This is a genomic window from Pedobacter sp. A2324 (genome assembly GCF_059693705.1).
On sequence record NZ_JCASSK010000009.1, the window covers coordinates 1 to 19,939 of the forward strand.

General features: G+C 41.2%; 14 protein-coding genes. 5 read left to right on the plus strand and 9 right to left on the minus strand.

What is annotated here, in order from left to right:
- Positions 1 to 175: 175 nt before the first annotated feature.
- On the plus strand, positions 176 to 1,948 hold the full coding sequence (locus AC570I_RS21390; RefSeq protein ID WP_047801387.1) for a S8 family peptidase: 1,773 nt from the start codon (positions 176 to 178) through the stop codon (positions 1,946 to 1,948).
- A gap of 3 nt (positions 1,949 to 1,951) precedes the next feature.
- On the opposite strand, the gene AC570I_RS21395 is transcribed toward AC570I_RS21390, so the two are convergent.
- From AC570I_RS21395 to AC570I_RS21435, 9 genes are all read right to left on the minus strand, one after another.
- The gene (locus tag AC570I_RS21395) at positions 1,952 to 2,728 is read right to left on the minus strand and encodes a polysaccharide deacetylase family protein (protein ID WP_497407114.1); all 777 of its coding nucleotides are present in this window, start codon (positions 2,726 to 2,728) and stop codon (positions 1,952 to 1,954) included.
- Positions 2,729 to 3,661 (minus strand): glycosyltransferase family 2 protein, encoded by a 933-nt coding sequence (locus tag AC570I_RS21400; protein WP_497407115.1) that lies wholly within the window; start codon positions 3,659 to 3,661, stop codon positions 2,729 to 2,731.
- A 62-nt stretch (positions 3,662 to 3,723) separates the two neighbouring features.
- Positions 3,724 to 4,596 carry a cysteine synthase CysM gene (gene cysM, locus AC570I_RS21405; protein ID WP_497407116.1) on the minus strand — a complete coding sequence of 291 codons (873 nt, stop codon included), beginning with the start codon at positions 4,594 to 4,596 and terminating at the stop codon, positions 3,724 to 3,726.
- 2 nt (positions 4,597 to 4,598) lie between these two features.
- Positions 4,599 to 5,414 (minus strand): serine O-acetyltransferase EpsC, encoded by an 816-nt coding sequence (gene epsC / locus AC570I_RS21410; RefSeq protein WP_497407117.1) that lies wholly within the window; start codon positions 5,412 to 5,414, stop codon positions 4,599 to 4,601.
- Between the two features lie 104 nt (positions 5,415 to 5,518).
- Positions 5,519 to 8,638: an efflux RND transporter permease subunit gene (locus AC570I_RS21415; protein ID WP_497407118.1), complete on the minus strand. Its 3,120-nt coding sequence runs from the start codon at positions 8,636 to 8,638 to the stop codon at positions 5,519 to 5,521.
- Between the two features lie 11 nt (positions 8,639 to 8,649).
- The gene (locus AC570I_RS21420) at positions 8,650 to 9,747 is read right to left on the minus strand and encodes an efflux RND transporter periplasmic adaptor subunit (protein ID WP_497407119.1); all 1,098 of its coding nucleotides are present in this window, start codon (positions 9,745 to 9,747) and stop codon (positions 8,650 to 8,652) included.
- A gap of 2 nt (positions 9,748 to 9,749) precedes the next feature.
- The gene (locus AC570I_RS21425) at positions 9,750 to 11,018 is read right to left on the minus strand and encodes a TolC family protein (RefSeq protein WP_497407120.1); all 1,269 of its coding nucleotides are present in this window, start codon (positions 11,016 to 11,018) and stop codon (positions 9,750 to 9,752) included.
- Positions 11,019 to 11,074: 56 nt separating this feature from the next.
- Entirely contained in the window at positions 11,075 to 12,427 is a 1,353-nt protein-coding gene (locus tag AC570I_RS21430; RefSeq protein WP_497407121.1) for a sensor histidine kinase, read from the minus strand.
- The gene (locus AC570I_RS21435) at positions 12,428 to 13,099 is read right to left on the minus strand and encodes a response regulator transcription factor (protein ID WP_497407122.1); all 672 of its coding nucleotides are present in this window, start codon (positions 13,097 to 13,099) and stop codon (positions 12,428 to 12,430) included. It lies immediately after the preceding gene.
- A 527-nt stretch (positions 13,100 to 13,626) separates the two neighbouring features.
- Between AC570I_RS21435 and AC570I_RS21440 the strand changes: the two genes are divergently transcribed.
- Genes AC570I_RS21440 through AC570I_RS21455 form a run of 4 tightly spaced genes read left to right on the plus strand, consistent with a single transcriptional unit; the run spans position 13,627 to position 19,894 of the window.
- Positions 13,627 to 16,605, plus strand: coding sequence for a SusC/RagA family TonB-linked outer membrane protein (locus AC570I_RS21440; protein ID WP_497407123.1), 2,979 nt, complete (start codon positions 13,627 to 13,629; stop codon positions 16,603 to 16,605).
- A 2-nt stretch (positions 16,606 to 16,607) separates the two neighbouring features.
- A complete protein-coding gene (locus tag AC570I_RS21445) occupies positions 16,608 to 16,970 on the plus strand; it encodes a hypothetical protein (protein WP_497407124.1) in 363 nt (120 codons plus the stop codon).
- A gap of 14 nt (positions 16,971 to 16,984) precedes the next feature.
- Complete coding sequence (locus AC570I_RS21450; RefSeq protein ID WP_047801390.1) at positions 16,985 to 18,475, plus strand: RagB/SusD family nutrient uptake outer membrane protein; 1,491 nt, start codon at positions 16,985 to 16,987, stop codon at positions 18,473 to 18,475.
- 33 nt (positions 18,476 to 18,508) lie between these two features.
- Positions 18,509 to 19,894, plus strand: a complete 1,386-nt coding sequence (locus tag AC570I_RS21455) for an arylsulfatase (RefSeq protein ID WP_497407125.1) — start codon at positions 18,509 to 18,511, stop codon at positions 19,892 to 19,894.
- Positions 19,895 to 19,939 lie beyond the last annotated feature (45 nt).

Consider the following 19,939-nt stretch of genomic DNA (forward strand, 5'->3'; position numbering starts at 1 on the left):
TGCCAAATCTTAAACTGCCTAAAAGCAGATTAACAAGGACCCTTGCAGTAACAACTGTGAGGGTTTCTTCGTTTATAACCACATGGTACTCCTAACTCTAAGGGTTAAAAAATGCTAATTCTTTTAAGTCAGATACAATAAAACCGTATTATTGTAGTATTACGTACATCTGCATATGATACCTCCAAATTTCAAGAAACCGATCTCACTCATTTTCTTATTGTGCTTACAACTATCCCTTTTCGCACAAAGTAAAAATGTTAAACTTCCCGCCAATTGGTTCAACCTGGATTTAACAGAGAATGGTTATTTTGGTATCAGTACCGAGAAAGCATATAAAGAATTATTGAAAGATGTTAAGCCTAAACAGAATATCATAGTAGCGGTGATTGACGGTGGGGTAGATACAAGTCATCCTGATTTAAAAGATGTACTCTGGACTAATGCAAAAGAAATTCCGGGTAATGGTATTGATGATGATGGAAACGGGTATATTGACGACATCCACGGCTGGAATTTCATCGGTTCAAAAAAGGGTAATCTTGAATTTGATAATCTTGAATTGGTCAGACTCCTTAGGATTTACACGCCGAAATATCAATCCACAACTAATTTAACACCTCTTGATAGTACCCAGAAAGAAGAGTTTAGGTTGTATAAAAAAATGGTTGGTGATTTCGGCAAGAAATATGAAGATGCAAGTAATACTTTTTCTGTTCTTCTCGCGATCAATAAAGTACTTGATTCAGTAGCAAAAGTTAATCACAAGAGTATTCCTGATTACGAAGATATCGACCGTTACACCCCAGATGATGAAACTGAGCAGCAGGTAAAAACCATCATTCGCAAGGGTGCCAGGGAAGAAGGTAGTTTTGAAAAATTTTATAAAAATATCAAGGAAGGCTATAAACAATATGATGCCATGCTAAAATATAACCTGAATCCTAAATATGATATGCGTTCGGCCTTAGTTGGAGATAATTATTCAAATGCTGATGAAAAGGACTACGGAAATAACGACGTTAAAGGTCCGGATGCTTTCCACGGGACACACGTTTCTGGTATTATTGGGGCGAACCGGAATAATGAGCTAGGTATGATGGGCGTGGCCAATAGCGTAAGCATAATGGCTATTCGCGTAGTCCCAACTGGCGACGAACGTGATAAGGATGTGGCTAATGGTATTCGGTATGCTGTGGATAATGGCGCAAAGGTGATTAACATGAGTTTTGGTAAAGCTTATAAGTGGAATAAAAAAGTAGTCGACGAAGCCGTTAAGTATGCTGAGGAAAAAGATGTATTGCTGGTACATGCAGCGGGTAACGATTATCGAAATAATGATGTTGAAGAGAATTTTCCCAACAAATATTTTGAGGGAAAAGAGGCGAAGGCTTACCAAGAAACCCATAAAAAGTTTGTAAAACCTGATTTTGTACCTCCCACGCGCAACGGACAACCAGGAAATATGATGGGGATGGCTCCTGGCTATAACAGATCTCCGGTAGTTAAGCCTGTTCCACTGGATTCAGCCAAGTTTTCCTTACCTCATGCAAATAACTGGATTGAGGTTGGTGCAAGTGCCTATAAAGATGATGATAACCTTAAAGCAGATTTTTCTAACTACGGGAAATATACTGTTGATGTATTTGCTCCAGGATTCATGATCAACTCTACAGTTCCAAATGGTAAGTATGAAGAAGCGGATGGTACAAGTATGGCTTCACCGGTAGTTTCCGGCTTAGCCGCGCTTATTCTAAGTTATTATCCACATCTTAAACCTGCTCAGGTTAGAGAAATCATCATGAAGTCGGTTTCCAAAGTACCTCACAAAGTCAGATACAAAAATGATAAAGGTGAAAATGAGAAAGCCCTTTTTAGCGAGATCTGTGTAAGTGGGGGTGTTGTAAATGCTTATAATGCACTTAAGCTAGCAGCAACTTATCCATAAAATCTATTTTATATCAGAAATGAAGGATTGAATGGTACCGAAAGGATATGATTTCGATTTCAGCCACGAAATGAACTCATCCATTCTTCCAAGCATCTTTGATCCTGTGTTTTTTCTCACATAACCTGGAAACCCAAATCTGTCGAAATCATCCAGGTCTGTAAATTCCCATGGATGAAAATAGATATTCAGGTAGTGATCATGATTGTACGTCCAGCTTGCCATTTTTTTATATGCCCAAAGTGGAAGATTATGGAAGGATAACCAGAATAATGGAAAACGAACCACTGGACTAACAGATGCCGGCAACTGCATTACATTTTCTTTAGTAAAATAAGTCCTGGAAATATGGAAGTTATTGTATCTCCCGGGCAGATATGTTGGGTTTATTGAAGAATTGTAGATATATCCAGCCTTTTCAATTTCCTTTTCATCTACAGGCATCATCCTTGCCATACGGTAACCAGTAATCTCTTTTCCTGATAATTCCTCCAGTCTAACTTTCGATTGTAGTAAATGCTCCACCTTAAAATCTGAATGATAGTAGCCATGCGAGGCCAACTCGTGCCCTGAATCTGTGATTCTTTTAATCAGGTCAGGTATATTCTCAGCAAATGTTACAGTACAAAAAAAGGTTGCTTTCACCTGGTGCTTATCCAATAAATCTAAAATAGATATGGTGCCTGCTCTGGATATAGAGATTTGATCATCAAAGGAAATGTCTTTTCCATATTCTAAAGGCATATCGAACTCTTCAATATCGAAACTTAAAAGGACCATTTAATTATTTTGAATATTGGTTGAACGAATAATATAATTAGGCCGGTTTTTGCTTTGCATAAACATCTTTCCTACATAGATGCCTATGATGCCCAGGATGATTAGCTGCAAGCCTCCAAAAAAAACGATGGTCATAATTACAGATGCCCAACCGGATACTTCCACATTGTTAGCAAAAGCATAAATGATGTATGGCACGTACAAGACCGAGGCGAAAGACAATATAAAACCTAAATATACAGCCGAATATAAGGGTTTAATGCTAAATGAAGTCACGCCGTGCAAGGCCAGACGGAACATCTTTTTAACCGTATATTTGCTTTTTCCGGAAAAGCGGGCTGCCGGATGATAGCGGATGGCATACTGTTTGAAACCAAGCCATTTAACCAGTCCCCTCAGGAAAGGCTCATTTTCATGAAAATTTCTGAATACGTTAACCACCTTTTGGTCCAATAAACGAAAGTCGGCTGCACCGGGCTCTAACTCAATGTCAGATAACCAATTTAATATTTTATAGAAAAGACTGGAAGAGCTTCTTTTACCCTTCGATAAGCTTTTATCTTCTTCCCGAACTGTATAAACCACTTCATAGCCTTCTTCCCATTTCTGAAGCATTTCGGGGATCATTTCTGGTGGATGTTGCATATCACAATCCATAGAGATGACACAGTCGCCAAAAGCATGATCCATACCTGCTTTCACCGCCAGCTGATGACCAAAGTTTTTCGAAAATTCTAGGAAGAATATATTTTCTGCCGTAAGGGCATAATCCCTTATTTTTTCAAGCGTATGGTCCTTACTACCATCATCCACTAAAATGAGTTCGTAATCGTATTGGATTGTAGAAAAAACACGCTTAATGCTTTCTGCAATTACGAAAATATTATCGGCTTCATTATAAGCAGGGATGACTATTGAAACTAATTTTTTCATTTGTGATTGAATGCACGAATATAAGGATAATTACCAAAAAGTAATCAATCTGTTACAAACGCTTATCCAAACAAATCACTACTCAAATATCTGTCTCCCCTGTCGCAGGCAATGAAAACAATCACTCCTTCATCAAGTTCTGAAGCCAACTTAAGTGCGGCCGAACATGCTCCACCAGTACTCATACCTGCAAATATACCCTCAACTTTAGCGAGTTTTCTAGCCATATCCACGGCATCTTCCTGTGTGATATCCATCACGCGGTCTACACGTTCAGGTTCGAAAATCTTTGGCAGATATTCGGTTGGCCACCGTCGTATTCCTGGTATAGATGCCCCTTCTGTAGGTTGGCAACCCACTATTTGGATTTCATTGTTTTGCTCTTTCAAGAAGCGTGAGCAGCCCATAATTGTGCCTGTAGTTCCCATAGAACTGACGAAATGGGTAATTTTCTGATCAGTATCTTTCCAGATTTCAGGCCCTGTGGTTTTATAGTGTGCCATGTAATTATCGCTGTTGGCAAATTGATTGAGCAGATAATAGCCCTCTTCAGCACCTTTCTCTTCAGCATAATCACGACATACTTCAATACTTTCCAGTAAGGTTACCTTGGCACCGAATGCCTCCATGGTCAAAGTGCGTTCACGCGTAGAATTAGAAGGCATCACCAGCTCAATCTCCAATCCGAACAGACTTGCAATCATGGCTAATGCAATACCTGTATTGCCGCTCGTCGCTTCAACCAGTTTGGTATTCTTGGTGATATCGCCACGCTCTATTGCGCTGCGAATCATATTCAGGGAGGCCCTGTCCTTAACACTTCCCCCGGGGTTATTGCCTTCGAGCTTGGCAAATATCCTTACATTCTTATTGGTATTCAGATGGCTGAGTTCAGCCATTGGTGTATTTCCGATTAAATCGATAATGCCTGCCATTTTTATATTTCGTTTGTTTCGTTAATTTTTCTAACTGTTACTATGGGCGAGTGATAGGCAGTGGAGTACGGCAGCACACTCTCTGTAATCCACACATTTCCACCTATTACACTATTATGGCCGATAATAGTCTCTCCTCCTAAAATGGTTGCCCCTGAGTAGATAATAACATGGTCTTCAACTGTTGGATGTCGTTTTGCACCCGCGAGATTTTTGCGAACGCTTAATGCACCTAAGGTAACCCCCTGATATAATTTCACATGATTACCAATCACTGTTGTTTCTCCTATCACAATTCCTGTACCGTGGTCGATATAAAAATAGGAACCAATGGAAGCCGCAGGATGTATATCGATACCGGTTCTTGAATGCGCATGTTCAGTGAGGATCCTGGGAATCAGTGGCACGTTGGCAACTGACAGGAGATTTGCAATTCTATAATAGCAAATGGCGTAAAAACCAGGGTAGGTACGGATCACTTCAAATTCACTTTGGGCAGCAGGATCTCCATTAAATATCGCCTGGATATCACTATTTAGGATACTGTAGAGCTTAGGCAGCTGATCAAAAAAATGTAAAGCAATCTCGTCACAGTTTCTGCTTTGCGCTGCGCAGTTGGCTGCAATGATCAGGGCAAGTTCGTCCCGCAATGCCAGTGCCTCTGTCTTTAACAGGGTAGCAGAAACTGACTTCTGCAGATTATCCGGATATAAGAAACGAATAAGCTTCAGTGCCCAGCTGGAGACAGTATCATTTGAAGGAACATTATTGCCATAAAGTGGCCGATCAGCCAGTAAGCTGAAAAACTCATCATCCATTGCCTTTGAATCTGTTTTGTGTTACAGGCAAAGTTATGAAAATTGATAAGCTTGCAATAATAAGCCCATAGAATATATAGATTTATTATTGTAATTTTTTGCACTTATAGCATACTGGCTTTAACCTTTTTATGGTACGACCAGTAAAAAACGATTGGGTAAACAAAGAGGTTAAATAGGGTATTGGTAATTAACCCTCCAATTACAACGATGGCTAAGGGTTTAGATGCTTCAGAGCCTATCCCTGTAGAAAGTGCAGCCGGCATCAATCCTATGGCTGCCATCATAGCTGTCATCAGTACAGGTCTGAATCTACTTGCAATCCCATCCCGCATTGCATCATTAAACGTCCAGTCCGGTATATGTTTCATTTCGGCTATGTTAGTTTTGAATCTGGTAATCAGGATCACGCCATTCTGCACGCAAATTCCAAATAAAGCAATAAAACCTATACCTGCAGAAATATTGAAATTTATACCGTTAATAAGTAATGCCAGAATCCCTCCGATCATGGCAAAGGGAACATTGTTGAGTACAAGCAGCGCATCTTTAATGTTTCCGAACAATACAAAGAGAATGAAGAAGATGAGGACCAGGCTAATGGGAACAGCCTGCGAGAGTCGTGCGGTAGCCCTTTGCTGGTTCTCAAAATCACCTGCCCATTCCAGTTTATATTCCTTTGGAAGTTTAATGGCATGATTAACCTTTTCCTGGGCCTCTGCAATTACGCTTCCCATATCCCTGCCGCGGATAGAAAATTTGATCGCACCATAACGCTTGTGTTTGTCACGGTAAATCATGCTTGGGCCAGTGATTTTTCTGATACTGGAAATCTCACCCAATTGTACATTAGAGCCTGAAAGGGTCGGTACCTTGAGCTTGCTGATCGAACTTTCGTCGCTTCTGAAATCCTCAGGATAGCGTATAATCAGATCGAATTTTCTTTCTCCCTCATAAATCTGCGTTGCCGCTTTTCCACCGATGGCCATTTCAATTACTGCGTTGGCATCGGCGGTGGTAACCCCGTAAAGGGCCATTTTTTTCTGATCAAGATTGATTTGTAATTCCGGCTGCCCCAGGTTTCTTAAAATTCCAAGATCTTCAATGCCATCAACAGTTTTTAAAATGGCTTCGATTTTTTCTTCCTCGCGTTCAATATACGCGAAATTTTCACCAAATATTTTGACTACAATAGAGCCCTTCACCCCCGAAACAGCTTCTTCCACGTTGTCTGATATGGGTTGAGAAAAATTCAGGCTAATGCCAGGAAAACTTTTTAGCTTTTCCTGCATGCGTTCAATAAGTTGCTCCTTCGTCTGCTTACGTTTCCACTCTTTTTTTGGATAGATATCGACATGAAATTCCATGTTGTAGAAGCCCGTAGCATCCGTTCCGTCATTTGGTCGTCCGGTTTGCGACATGACCTGTTTTACCTCTTCAAACGACAGAAAAATTTTGCGCATTTCATTCGAAAGTTTTTTCGTTTCATCCAGCGAGATACTTAAAGGACCCGTAGCCCGAACATATATTGATCCCTCATCCAGATTGGGCAGGAACTCTGTACCTAAAAAGCTGAAACTGAAAACTCCTAAAATGAGCACAACGAGTGAGCTAAAAAATACTACACGTTTTCTCTCGAAACAGAAATCATAAAACTTTAGTGTGCCTTTAGTCATCCACAATAAAAATATATTGTGTTTTTCTTTTACGTTTTTCTTCAATAGTACGCTCGATAAGGCGGGCACGAGTGTGAAAGTTAGGATCAACGCACCGAGAAGTGCGAAGCTCAAGGTCCAGGCCAAAGGCGAAAACATTTTTCCTTCTACCTTTTCAAAGGTGAAAATAGGCAGTAAGCCGGTAATGATGATTAGTTTGGCAAATAGGATGCCTTTGCCGTTTTCGAGACAAGCCTTCTTGATGATGCCCAGCTTGCTCATTTTATTAAAACGATCCATGCCCTCACGATGGGCTTTCATATCAAGCGCCACAAATATTCCCTCTACCATTACTACGGCACCATCTATAATGATTCCAAAATCTATAGCCCCCATTGATAACAGGTTCGCTGGCATCCCTTTTAGTTTTAAACAAATAAAGGCAAACAGTAATGCAAGCGGGATAATGATAGAAACAATTAGTGTTGTACGCCAATCGGCCATAAAAAGGAAAACAATCAGCGTTACAAATAAAATCCCCTCCAGCATATTTCCCATCACGGTATGTACCGAGTAATTAACCAGATCTTCACGGTCGTAGAATGGCTTAATCTTCACATCATCGGGTAGGATACTGGTATTGATCTCATTGATTTTTTCTTTCAGACGCGCAATAACCTCACTCGGATTGCCACCTTTACGCATCACGATAATCCCCTCTACCACATCAGGGTCATCATCTCTACCTACCTGTCCCAGTCGAGGTAATGCTGATTCAGCCACATCTGCAATGGTTTTAACATAAATAGGCGTTCCGTTAATGTTATCCACTACCACATTTTTGATTTCATCGATGTTATTCAGAACACCTATTCCGCGTACAACATAGGCCTGGTTGCTTTGTACAATTACATCGCCACCTACATTAATATTGCTTTTAGACACGGCATCGAATAGTTCGGTTGCGCTTACGCCATACTGGATGGCTTTCTGCGGATCTACTGTAATCTGGTAGGTTTTTACCTCCCCTCCAAAACTTACGACATCGGCAATGCCGGAAACCGATAACAATTCCCGCTGAATTACCCAGTCTTGAAGGGTTTTCAGTTCACGTACTGTTTTTTGATCACTCGATAAGGTATAACGGAAAATTTCTCCTGTAGGGCCGTATGGGGGCTGAACCTCAGGCTGAATTCCATCTGGCAAATCAGCCTCTTCCAAATGATTGTTCACCTGAACGCGCGCTTCGGCATAGTCGACATCATCTTCAAAACTCACTTTAATGATCGACAGTCCAAATAGTGATGACGAACGGATACTGGTTCGCTTTTCTGTTGGATTCATCGCAATTTCGAGCGGCCGGCTCACAAACTTTTCTACCTCTTCAGCGCTTCTTCCAGGCCATTGCGTAATGATTGTAATATTGGTGTTTGTAACATCCGGAAAGGCATCTATGGTTGTGTTTTTAAAACTGAGGTATCCCGACAGGATTAAAACAAAGGTTGCGAAAAATATGAAATATTTGTTTTTCAGTGCAAACCCGATAATATTTTTAATGATTTTATTCATACCTAAAGGAATTATTGGGATTTTAAACTTTCAAAAAGGAAAACCTGTTTGGATGCAACCACCTTGTCTCCGGGCTGCAGGCCATTACTGATATAAATTTTATCGCCTGTTTTTCTGCCAATTTCTACGGCTTGTATCCTAACCTTCCGGTCTTTTGTAATCAATAAAACATAATTTTTATTGTTGTCGAAAATTACCGCTCTTGAGTTTACTACCGGGAGATTTACGTTACTGTTGCCGCTGACCTTTACTGTTCCTAACATTCCAGGTTTCAGTAAAAAACCGGGATTCGGAATGACTACCCTGGCATTCATTACTCTACTTTCCTGATCAATAAGGTTATAAATTTTATCTATTTTTCCTTTAAAAGTTTCATCCGGATAGGAAAGAGTAGAAAGTTCTACCTCATCCCCAGCTTTTATTTTCGAAATGTCTGATTCATAGATATTAATCATTGCCCAAACCTTAGAAAGATCGGCGATTGTAAACAGGCTTTTATCGTTATCGCTGCGAATTTGCATATGATCGGTAATGTTTTTTTCGATCACAAATCCACCGATAGGTGATTTGATGGCGTACATGCCCGAGCTGCTTCCTCCATTAAGTTTCAATACGGCACTGGCTCTTTTTAACTCGGCTTTTTTGATCTGGAAATCATTTCTCGCTTCTTCAAGTTCCCTGGCTGATGATAAACCACTTTCAAAAAGCTGTTCCGCCTGACTTAAAACCCTGCCTGCATTTTTCAATTCGGCAGAGGCCGATATGGCATCTTTATCAAATCCGGATACTTCTGCACTCAACACGTTTGCAAGCGTTTGTCCAGCGGTTACTTTATCTCCCAGCCTTACGTTTACACGACTCACCAATCCACTCACCATGGGATAGAGATCAGATTTTTTTTCCTCATTTGCTGCGATTTTAGCAGAAAACCTCAGGGCTGATTTTCCGTTCGCCTGTTGCACGGTGTCAATTAACAAGCGGTTAAGCAATGAATCGGTAATGGTAAATTTCTCTTTTACTGCTTCCGTTTTATGATTTGTACAAGCTAAACCAACGCTAATGGCTGTGAGCAGCAATATATTTTTGATGTTAAGGTTAATTGGAGTCATTTTTATTTGAAAATGTTTGTGCCGGTTACAAAATTGAGTTCAGCTCTGGCTTTCATTCTGTTTTGCTGAAGCTTGTTGAGTTGAAGTGTGTTTTCTTTATACGAATCGAATAAATCCAGAAATTCAATGAGGTTGATGTTCCTGTCTTTAAAGTTTTTAATCAATGCGCTGATGAGCTTGTCAAAATCAGTACTAAACGATGGATCGACTTCATTACAGAGCTTTTCATTTCTGAAAACAGTTTTATAAACGTTGAATATTTCATTCTCCAGAATAGATTCCTGTTTTCTGATATTGTTTTCAGAAGCGTCGATTCCGGTCATCGCTTTTTTAATCTCTCCCTGATTGCGGTTAAAAAGGGGTAAAGGAATTTTTATGCCCAATCCGGTATATTTTTCCGGATAATTACCCTTAAGATCGTAACTCAGCGAGAGTTCTACATCGGGGATAGCCATGGCTTTCTGAAGTTTAAGGTTCATTTTCTGGTATTCCAGATCAGTGCGGGCAAGCTTTAAATCGGAGCGGTTTACCCGCGCAGAATCGATTAACGACTGATAGGAGAGGCTGGTAATCGGTGGATTATTTTCTGGCGCTGGAAGTATGAGTTTAATACCGCCTGAAGGTGCTAATCCACAAATTAATCTTAAATCTTTTTGACTGTCTTCAAGTTCATTCAATACAGCTATTAGTTCTGATTTGAGATTAATTAACAATGCTTTGATCCTGATTACATCTTTCAGCGCAACATTGCCTGTTTTCAGCTGTACTTCGTAAGCCTTCAGTAACTGCGTGCTGGCGGCGATTTGTTGCTGATAAACAGCTACTGACTGTTGGGCAAAATAAGCATTGTAGAAATGGTTGTGTAATTCAAAATTAAGTGTCCTGATCAGATCGAAGTAGGCACATTCAGCCATTTTAACTCCAAACTGCGCTATTTTAATATTCTTATTCCGCTTACCTGCAAGTTTAAATAACTGTGCAACTGAACTGGAAAATTGTCCGTATTCATATGAGGTTTGAAGGAATTTTTCGGTTTCGTGGTTGTAAAAAAGATTCTCGTGTTCGAGTTCAGGATTATCCCACAATCTGGCGGTGATGATGTCCGCCCTTGCCTGGTCGATCTGAAAATTACTCGCCAGTAAATCATAATTCTGTTTCCGGAACAGATATTCAGCCTGTTTGATATCAAGTTGTAGAGTATCCGTTTGTGCAAGGCTTTTTCCAAACTGTAGTGCCAAAAACACCACCAGCAAAAAACATATTCGTCTCATGTGGCAAAGCTATTTTAGCCACATTAAAGGAGGATTAAACCCGAATTAAAGGGGAGTTAAAGCTTTGGGAACTTTAGGGTAAAGGTTGATCCGGTATTTTTGTTATCCGATATTTCAATGTTGCCATGAAATAGCTCAATAATTTTTTTTGTCATATACAGCCCCATTCCTTCACCTTTTAGCCCGGCTTTCTCTGCTCGGGTATAAAAGGCTTTAAAAATTTCATCTTTTTCTGCTTTTGGGATTCCAATACCCTGATCTGTGATGGTGATCTGGATGTGCTGATTATTTTTCCGGAGCGAGCAGACAACCTGACGGCCATTGGAAAATTTAAATGCGTTAGAAATAATATTGTCTAATGCAATCTGTAGCAGAATTTCGTTTGCTGAGATATATGCCCCCTCATCATGTGTTAGTATTATATTGAGTTCAAAGGGATGGCCTTTATCGGTTTGCCATTCCTGTTGGGTTTTTTTGAGAACTTCGCTTAGTGAAATGGGGGATGTTTGTGATTTAATCAATTCAAGATCCATCTTAGCTAGTGCCAGGAGGCCATTAATCATGTGCTCCATCTTTTCGGCATCTTCAAGAACAGAAGAAAGTACCTCCCGGTAAGCGTTTATCTCACGGTCTTTGGAAAGCGCAAGTTCAGCTGTCATCATCAGCCTGGTTACCGGAGTTCTGAGCTCGTGCGAAGCATTGGCAACAAAGCTTTTCTGGAGAATAAAAGCCTGTTCCAGTTCATCCATCAGGCGGTTAAAACTTTCGGCTATCAGGTTAATTTCATCTTTATTTGTGGATTTTCCCAGCCTCATTTCCATGTTGCTTGCATCGATCTGTTTCACCTCATTAGTCAGATTTTTGAGTGGCTTGAGCATTTTCTCTGCTATCCATCTGCTTAATACCAGCACAATAGCCGAAATTAAAATAAATACAAAAATCATAATTTTAAGCAGCTTGCTTAAACGGTTATGCGATCCCTGATCATCAGCCGAGGCAAGGATTACAAAGTCGCCCTGATTATCTTTATAGTAAATTCCAACTACTTGTCGCTGGCCATCCACGTACTTCAGGTTGCCATTTTTCCTCACCTTTTCTATGGTCGCTTTTGTCCAGTACTGGGTTGTATCGCCAATAAATGTGGCCCTGTTTTTATAATCGTAAATTCGGGTCACCTCGCCAGTTAATTTTTGCAGGTATTTATGCCTTGCAGTGTTTAAGGCATCCCGGCTAATTTCATCAGCCTCTAAATAAAGTTTTGCGGTAACCATAGTGCGGTCTGTAAGCCGTTCAAAAAAATCGGCCTGCAAAAACTTCATGAAGGTAAAGTAGATGACACAAAGCACAGCCAGAAGCATTGAGGTAGTAATCAATGTAAAGTAAAGTGCAATGCGGTCTTTGATCTTCATTTATTTTAAAATATAACCCATGTTTATTTTGGTGTGGATGAGCTTCCGGTCAAACCCTTTTTCAATTTTTTTTCTCAGAAAATTAATGTAAACGTCAATCACGTTCGTCCCGGTTTCAAAATTGATATCCCAGGCTTTTTCAGCGATAAACTGCCTCGAAAGCAGGCGGTTTGGATTCTTCATGAAAAGTTCAAGCAAGATAAATTCCTTTGCGCTAAGCTCAATAACGATGCCGCCCCTGCTCACTTCCTTACTTTCTGTATTGAGGCATAAATCTTCAAAACAAATCAGGTGATCGTTTGTCCCTTTTGTCTGACGTCTTAAAAGCGCAGTTACCCTTGCCAGAAGCTCCCTCAGGTGGAAAGGTTTAACCAGGTAATCGTCAGCACCGGTTTCCAGGCCCGTAACCTTATCTTCAATGCTTCCCATGGCTGTAAGCATCAGTATTGGTGTTTGCTGATCTGTTGTTCTGATTTTTTTGCAAAGCTGCAAGCCGTTAAGGCCTGGCATCATAACATCAATAATGAGCAGGTTAAAGGCCGAAGCTGAAAAGAGTTGTAAAGCACTTATTCCATCTGCTGCCGATAGTACTTCGTACCCATTTTCTTCTAAAGCTGACTTCAGAAGTGCTGAAATTTTAGGATCATCTTCTGCGACTCCGATTTTGAACATAAACAAAAATAAGGAACCAATCTTAAAAGGAAGTTAAAAATATTGGCTATTAACGTAGGGGCTTAAAACTTAACACGCCCTTCCGAATTAAAAAAGAAGTTTCATAAAGAGGATTAGCTACCATTAAAAGGCACTTTATAATAAATGTTACGAAAACATTTAAAAATATTCTATCAAATACATAGACTTAATGTATATTTGACACTATCTAACAACGCCCGCTGTTGTCGCCACTCTCAAAACGTTAAAAAAGAAATACTCGTGTGTGATAAAACACGATTGAAATCCCTTCAATTTTAGATGTTGAAGAATAGAAAGGAGGATATAAAGCAAAACATAAATACACATAAAAAAAGGGAAAATAGAATACATTTTCCCTCCGATTACAAACATTTAACCGGCTATCAATTGGCGTTGCGTCCGGTCAAACTATTCCATGAATCTTGTTAAATTTATGAAAATTGCTGGAGACTGTCAACTTAAATATCCTCTTCAGCATATCATAATTAGCACAAACTATTATAATTATGAAAATCAGCGGAAAGTCCTGGAAGGACTCTCAAAGCTCATTATTGAACAAACCTTTTTTGCTGACCGGAATAACAGGATTTCTTCTGTTAACCTCATTGGCTTCGTTCCCAGCACTGGCTAAAGGAAATAATACTAAGATTAATCATACGTTTCATACCCACTTACTACCGCCCTTAAAGCGTAAAACCATCAACGCGATTACCATACAGGGAAAGGTTGTGGATGAGAAAAAGCTTCCACTTGCAGGCGTAAGTGTCAGAATAAAAGGCACTAAGCAAGTGGTATCTACCGACAATAATGGTGATTTCAGGTTGCTTACAGAACAGAATGCTGCCACTTTGCAGTTTACCTACATCGGTTATAAACCCAAAGAAGTGCTTTATACCGGACAAACACTGACAGTTCAGCTGGAGCCAGAAAGCAACTCCCTGCAGGAATTTGTAGTTGTAGGTTATGCTACTCAAAAAAAAGGAAATGTACTGGGTTCGGTAGCCAGTTTTGATGCAAAGGCCGTGGAAGAAAAACCTATTGCCAGAGTAGAACAGGCACTCATCGGCCAGATGTCGGGCGTACAGGTAAGGCAGCAAAGTGGGATGCCTGGCGCAGCACTCAGCATTCAGGTGCGTGGTGCGGGATCTATCACTGCCGGAAATGAACCACTTTATGTGCTTGATGGTTTCCCGTTAGACATCGCCAGCCAGAATTCGGCAGGTGGTATTACCAATAGTCCCCTTGATAACCTTAATCCTAACGACATTGAAAGCGTTCAGGTGCTTAAAGATGCTGCCGCAGGTGCCATTTATGGTTCTCGGGCAGCAAACGGAGTGGTAATTATCACTACCAAAAAAGGGCTTACCGGAAGCGCAAAGATCAGTGTAAATGCCAATGCCGGTATTGCCAGTGTATCTAGAAAAGTAGATATGCTAAGTGCAGACGAATGGGTAGCCCAGGCTACACAACTGGCAAACGCAGCCTGGGTAGCTTCGGGCACCGGCAGAACAGCATCGCAAACCAATGCGCAGAGAGCGGCTATCCTCGGACTTGCCGCAGGTACAATCAATACCAGTTATATGACCGATCCGCGCTGGGCCCAGGAAGGGCATCCCGGCCTGGATTATGTAGACTGGCAGGATGCCATTTATCAGAATGCCCCATATCAGAACTATGAAGTTTCGGCAAGCGGAGGCTCGGAAAATGTCCACTATTTTATCTCAGCCAACCACCTGAATCAAAACGGAATAATTATCAATTCCAACTATAAAAATTATGGTTTAAGAGCCAACATAGAGGCCAATGCCAGTAGAAAACTCAAATTCGGACTTAACCTGGCGCCCTCTTATTCTGTAAACAACGCAGCCCCGGGAGAAGGAAAAGACAATCAGTTAATGAATGCCCTTCAAATGGTTCCTGTAGTTGAAAGTTCAGTGGGGCTAAATACCGGAGCTTATGGCAACAGTACCTATACCTGGGCAAGCCCGAGGCTAATTAGTCCTTACGCTTATCTGGAAACCGCAATCAATACCATTAAAACCTCCAGGTTATTAACATCCGTTTATGGTGAATATCAAATCATCGATGGGCTGTCGCTAAAGTCGACCTTAAATTATGATAATATTGACCGCAATAACTCGCAATACAAATCTGATCAGGTAACCGTAGGTGCCGCTTCAAGTCTGGCCTCCAGTCCGGGATTATATTCAACCGGAGCTTATATTGTAAACAAAAAACAGAACTTCCTGAATGAAAACACCTTAAGCTATACCAAAACCTTTGCCGAAAACCATAAGCTTACGGCGCTTGCAGGGGTATCCTATAACATTGTTCACCTGGAAGGCGCAAGTTTGGCAACAGCCGGCGGTTTTGCCAATGATATTGTAAAAACTTTAAGTAATGCCATTGCAAACTCAGCAGGGGTAACCTTAACCGGCACCTCTACCGAATCGAATAATACGCTGTTTTCATACTATAGCCGCTTACAGTATTCTTATAAGGATAAGTATCTTTTCTCGGGAAGTATCAGGAGAGATGCCTCATCTAAATTTGGTTCAGAGAACCGCTGGGGTACATTCCCTTCACTATCTGCCGGATGGAAAATTTCGGAAGAAGCCTTTCTTAAAAACGTCAAAGCAATCAGCGACCTGAAGCTCCGCCTAAGCTGGGGTAAATCGGGTAACAACAACATCGGCGATTATAACGCCATCAGTACCCTAGTTAGTTCTAATTATGTATTCGGTGGAAACACACCAACAACTGCAACAGGGCAGGTGGTTTCCGGTTTAGCAAACAAAGCTTTAAAATGGGAAACTTCCAGCACTTACGATTTAGGCCTGGATCTTAGTTTATTAGCCAACAGGATTAACTTCACTTTTGATGCCTATCATAAAAAGAACACCGACCTGCTGTTGAATCTGCCGGTACTTTCGGCAAGTGGCTTTAGTACAAGTCTCCAGAATATTGGTGTGGTGGTAAATACCGGTTTAGAATTTAGCCTGAACACGGTAAACATTAAAACTCCCGATTTCCAGTGGACGATGAATGCGAATATTTCCTTCAATAAAAACAAGGTAACCGATCTTGGCCCAACACATGCAGATATTCAGATTGCTTCAGCATACAGCGGAAGTAACGCCCCTTATTTATTAAGAGAAGGTTTGCCTGCATTCAGTTATTACATTACCAAAACAGATGGCATATTAACTGCTGCAGATATCGCCAACCCTGGTGTGGCCAAGGTAACCGGTCAGACTGTGGGCGACGCCAAATATGTAGACAGCAACGGCGATGGAAAAATCACTGCCGCAGATCGCGTAATCGGCGGACAGCCCACACCAAAATATACCTGGGGATGGTCAAACAACTTTAAATACAAAGGCTTTGACCTGGGTATTCAGTTATATGGCCAGCATGGAGGCTCAATCCTTTCTTACCTGGGCAGGGCAATCGACTTTTCGGGAAGCACAACGGCCAATGTTTAGGTGTGTGGAGAGATCGCTGGTCAACCACCAACCAGGATTACAGCGCAGCAAGAGGGAAACTCGGAGCAAGTTATACCTATCCGCAGGTAACATCAGACTGGGTTTACTCAACCGATTTCTTCCGCGTGCAAAATATCACCCTCGGTTACAACCTTAAAAAACTCATTAAAACACCGTTCATTTCTTCGGCACGAATTTACATCGCTCTCGAAAATTATTTCTCTCACGATAAATATAAGGGAGGTGCAAATCCCGAAGCGCAGAACACCAACGTGAGTGGGGATACCAGTTATGCCATATCGGGCGATTACGGTTCACTGCCATTGAGTAAAACAGCTTCAGTTGGTTTAAACATTGGTTTCTAATAATGAATACAGAGATGAAAACGAAAATATATTTAAGTCTTTTTTCGCTCTTGCTCATATTGAGCAGCTGCGATAAACAATTGGATCAACTGCCGGTATCAAGCCTGGCTACTGAAAATTTCTTTACCAATAACAACGATTTCCTGCAGGCCGTAAATGGTGTGTATTCGCAATTGAGCAATTACCCAAGCCAGGCACTATGGTTAAGTGAAATGCGCAGCGATAACTTAAACGCTACCTCTGACGGTAACCGTGACTGGGACGGCATTAATAACTTTACACCCGATATTGCTACAACAGGTTTTATTTCAACCGCATGGAAAGCTAACTTCAACGGTATTTATAATGCCAATACGGTTTTAGCTGCCTTAGAAAGTAAGGGAAGTATTTTAACAGTGGCCAATGCAACGCGCTATCAGGCAGAGGTTAAATTCCTCAGGGCATTTTATTACTTCTCGCTGGTGCGTACTTTTGGCCAAGTGCCGTTGATATCTACTGTAAAAAGCGCTGCTGAAGTGGCCACAATTCCACGCAGTCCCGTTGCCGATGTATATGCACTCATCGAGTCTGATCTGCAATTTGCAGCAAGCAATTTACCTGCAAGCTTTACCGGTACCGATTTGGGGCGGCCAACGTCTTACGCCGCCAAAGGGCTTTTGGGTTTGGTTTACCTCACCAAATCAGGCCCTACCTATAGCATTAACGGTCCGGGGCTAAACAGTAACGAATACACAAAGGCAGCAGCATTATTTGATCAGATTATCACGGGAAGCCCCTACAGCTTTGGAACCAGCTACACCAATATCTTTTCCTACGCCAATGAAAATAACAGCGAGGTGGTGTTCGATGTGCAGTTTGCCTCAAGTTTAAATGGTGCCGGTTTTCCATCACATTTGGTACCAGTAGCATATTGGACGGGGCAGGGAATTTCAAATAGTTATGGTAATGGCTACGGGGCCAGTACTTTTCCAGTTTCAAAAAGTCTGGTGACTTCCTATACCACCAATACGGTAAGCGGAACAGACCTGCGTTACCCTTTTAATGTAGCCACAACTTACACGGTTGGCCCTTTTATCAAAAAATATATCGATATTTCGAAAAAAGGTACAAGCGGAAAAGACTGGCCGATTAATTTTATTGTGTTGCGCTATACCGATATTTTAATGATGAAAGCCGAATGTATTTTACATGGTACTGCCGGAACACAGGCCGATGTGGATGCTATTGTAAATCGTGTGAGAGCAAGGGCGGGTATAGGCAATATATCCAATGTTACCATCGAAACCCTGATGCAGGAGCGGCAAAGGGAGTTTTTAGGTGAAGGACTGAGATGGAACGACCTGGTAAGATCAGGACTGGCAGTAACGCAGATGAATACCTGGAGAACAGCTGATGCCATCACTAAGATAAATCCCATTGTAGCCAATTATGTGATCTATCCGGTTCCGGCAAGTGAACTGCAAACCGTTCCAGGCTTATACACCCAAAATCCGGGTTATAATTAGCGTTAAGTCCAAATGCATATAAATTGAATAAATATGATGATAAAGAAATTATTGCCTTTCTGTTTGATGCTGATGATGAGCAACATGGTATTTGCTCAGCAGCAGAGCGGCCAGAAACCTAATATTGTTTTCATCCTTGCCGATGATTTAGGCTATGGCGATGTGGGCGTTTACGGACAAAAATTAATTCAAACGCCTAACATTGATAAACTCGCAAAAGAGGGAACACAATTTACAGATTTTTATGCCGGTGCACCCGTTTGTTCTCCTTCAAGAGGATCGCTGTTAACAGGCCTGAATACCGGTCACGCCACCATTAGGGGTAATGCCACCGACCATGGAGGCATTGCAGGCAAAAAGGGAAAGAATGTAGTTTACCGTGCTAACCTGACAAGAGACGATTACACTATCGGAAACCTGATGCAGGACGCTGGTTATGAAACATCACTGGTGGGTAAATGGCATGTTGATGGCTATGATTCGCTGGCTACACCGCTGCAACGTGGTTTTGATAAATTCTCAGGCTGGCTGATTAATGTTCCCGAAACTTATGCCAGTACTTACTGGCCCGAAAAACGATATGTAAACGGAAAGTTGATTACCATTGAGCCTAATACCAATCAAAGAAAAGGTTATTACGAAACCAATTTATGTACCGATGAGGCACTGGCCTATCTGAAAACAAAAAAGGACAATAAAGAACCTTTCTTTCTGATGCTCAATTTTAATAATCCACATTCTCCGCTGGATGTGCCCAATCAGGCGATCTATAAAAATAAAGACTGGCCCGAGGATATGAAAACCTATGCCGCCATGGTTTATTATCTAGATCAAGCCGTTGCAAAAGTTAAAGATTATCTGATTAAAAGTGGTTTGTCGAAAAACACTATCGTGTTTTTTGCTTCTGATAACGGCCCGCGTTCTGAGCCAACTTCCCAGTTAAAGGCCGTATCAGAATTTTTTGATTCCAATGGTCAGCTTAAAGGCTATAAACGTGATGTTTATGAAGGTGGTATCCGCGTGCCTTTTATTGCCTGGGCACCCTTTATTAAAAATGCCCCTAAGGTGAGCCGTGTACCCGGTTACTTTGCCGATATTTTGCCCACTTTCGGAGACATAGCAGGCAAAACTACAGGATTCAAAACTGATGGATCAAGTATTTACCCTGCAATTAAAGGCGAAAAAAATAAAGAAGACCGGTTTTTATACTGGGAGTTTTTTGAACAGGGATTTGAGCAGGCTGTACGATATGGCAAATGGAAAGGAGTGAAGCTGCACAATAAACTGGAACTTTACAACCTTGATAACGACATCGGCGAACAGCACGATCTCGCTGCCGAACAGCCAGAGGTGGTTAAAAAGATCGAAAATTATTTGCTAACTGCCCGTACTGAATCCCCATACTGGTCGGTGAAATAATCGGGTTCTTTTGCTTGAAATTCAAGTCTCTGTTTCGCAATGAGA

Excerpts from the sequence above, each read along its gene's own strand:
- AC570I_RS21400 (WP_497407115.1), bottom strand. The coding sequence starts at position 3,661 with ATGAAAAAATTAGTTTCAATAGTCATCCCTGCTTATAATGAAGCCGAT.
- cysM (WP_497407116.1), bottom strand. The coding sequence starts at position 4,596 with ATGGCAGGCATTATCGATTTAATCGGAAATACACCAATGGCTGAACTC.
- epsC (WP_497407117.1), bottom strand. The coding sequence starts at position 5,414 with ATGGATGATGAGTTTTTCAGCTTACTGGCTGATCGGCCACTTTATGGC.
- AC570I_RS21450 (WP_047801390.1), top strand. The coding sequence starts at position 16,985 with ATGAAAACGAAAATATATTTAAGTCTTTTTTCGCTCTTGCTCATATTG.
- AC570I_RS21435 (WP_497407122.1), bottom strand. The coding sequence starts at position 13,099 with ATGTTCAAAATCGGAGTCGCAGAAGATGATCCTAAAATTTCAGCACTT.
- AC570I_RS21440 (WP_497407123.1), top strand. The coding sequence starts at position 13,627 with ATGAAAATCAGCGGAAAGTCCTGGAAGGACTCTCAAAGCTCATTATTG.
- AC570I_RS21425 (WP_497407120.1), bottom strand. The coding sequence starts at position 11,018 with ATGAGACGAATATGTTTTTTGCTGGTGGTGTTTTTGGCACTACAGTTT.
- AC570I_RS21430 (WP_497407121.1), bottom strand. The coding sequence starts at position 12,427 with ATGAAGATCAAAGACCGCATTGCACTTTACTTTACATTGATTACTACC.
- AC570I_RS21395 (WP_497407114.1), bottom strand. The coding sequence starts at position 2,728 with ATGGTCCTTTTAAGTTTCGATATTGAAGAGTTCGATATGCCTTTAGAA.
- AC570I_RS21455 (WP_497407125.1), top strand. The coding sequence starts at position 18,509 with ATGATGATAAAGAAATTATTGCCTTTCTGTTTGATGCTGATGATGAGC.
- AC570I_RS21420 (WP_497407119.1), bottom strand. The coding sequence starts at position 9,747 with ATGACTCCAATTAACCTTAACATCAAAAATATATTGCTGCTCACAGCC.
- AC570I_RS21415 (WP_497407118.1), bottom strand. The coding sequence starts at position 8,638 with ATGAATAAAATCATTAAAAATATTATCGGGTTTGCACTGAAAAACAAA.
- AC570I_RS21390 (WP_047801387.1), top strand. The coding sequence starts at position 176 with ATGATACCTCCAAATTTCAAGAAACCGATCTCACTCATTTTCTTATTG.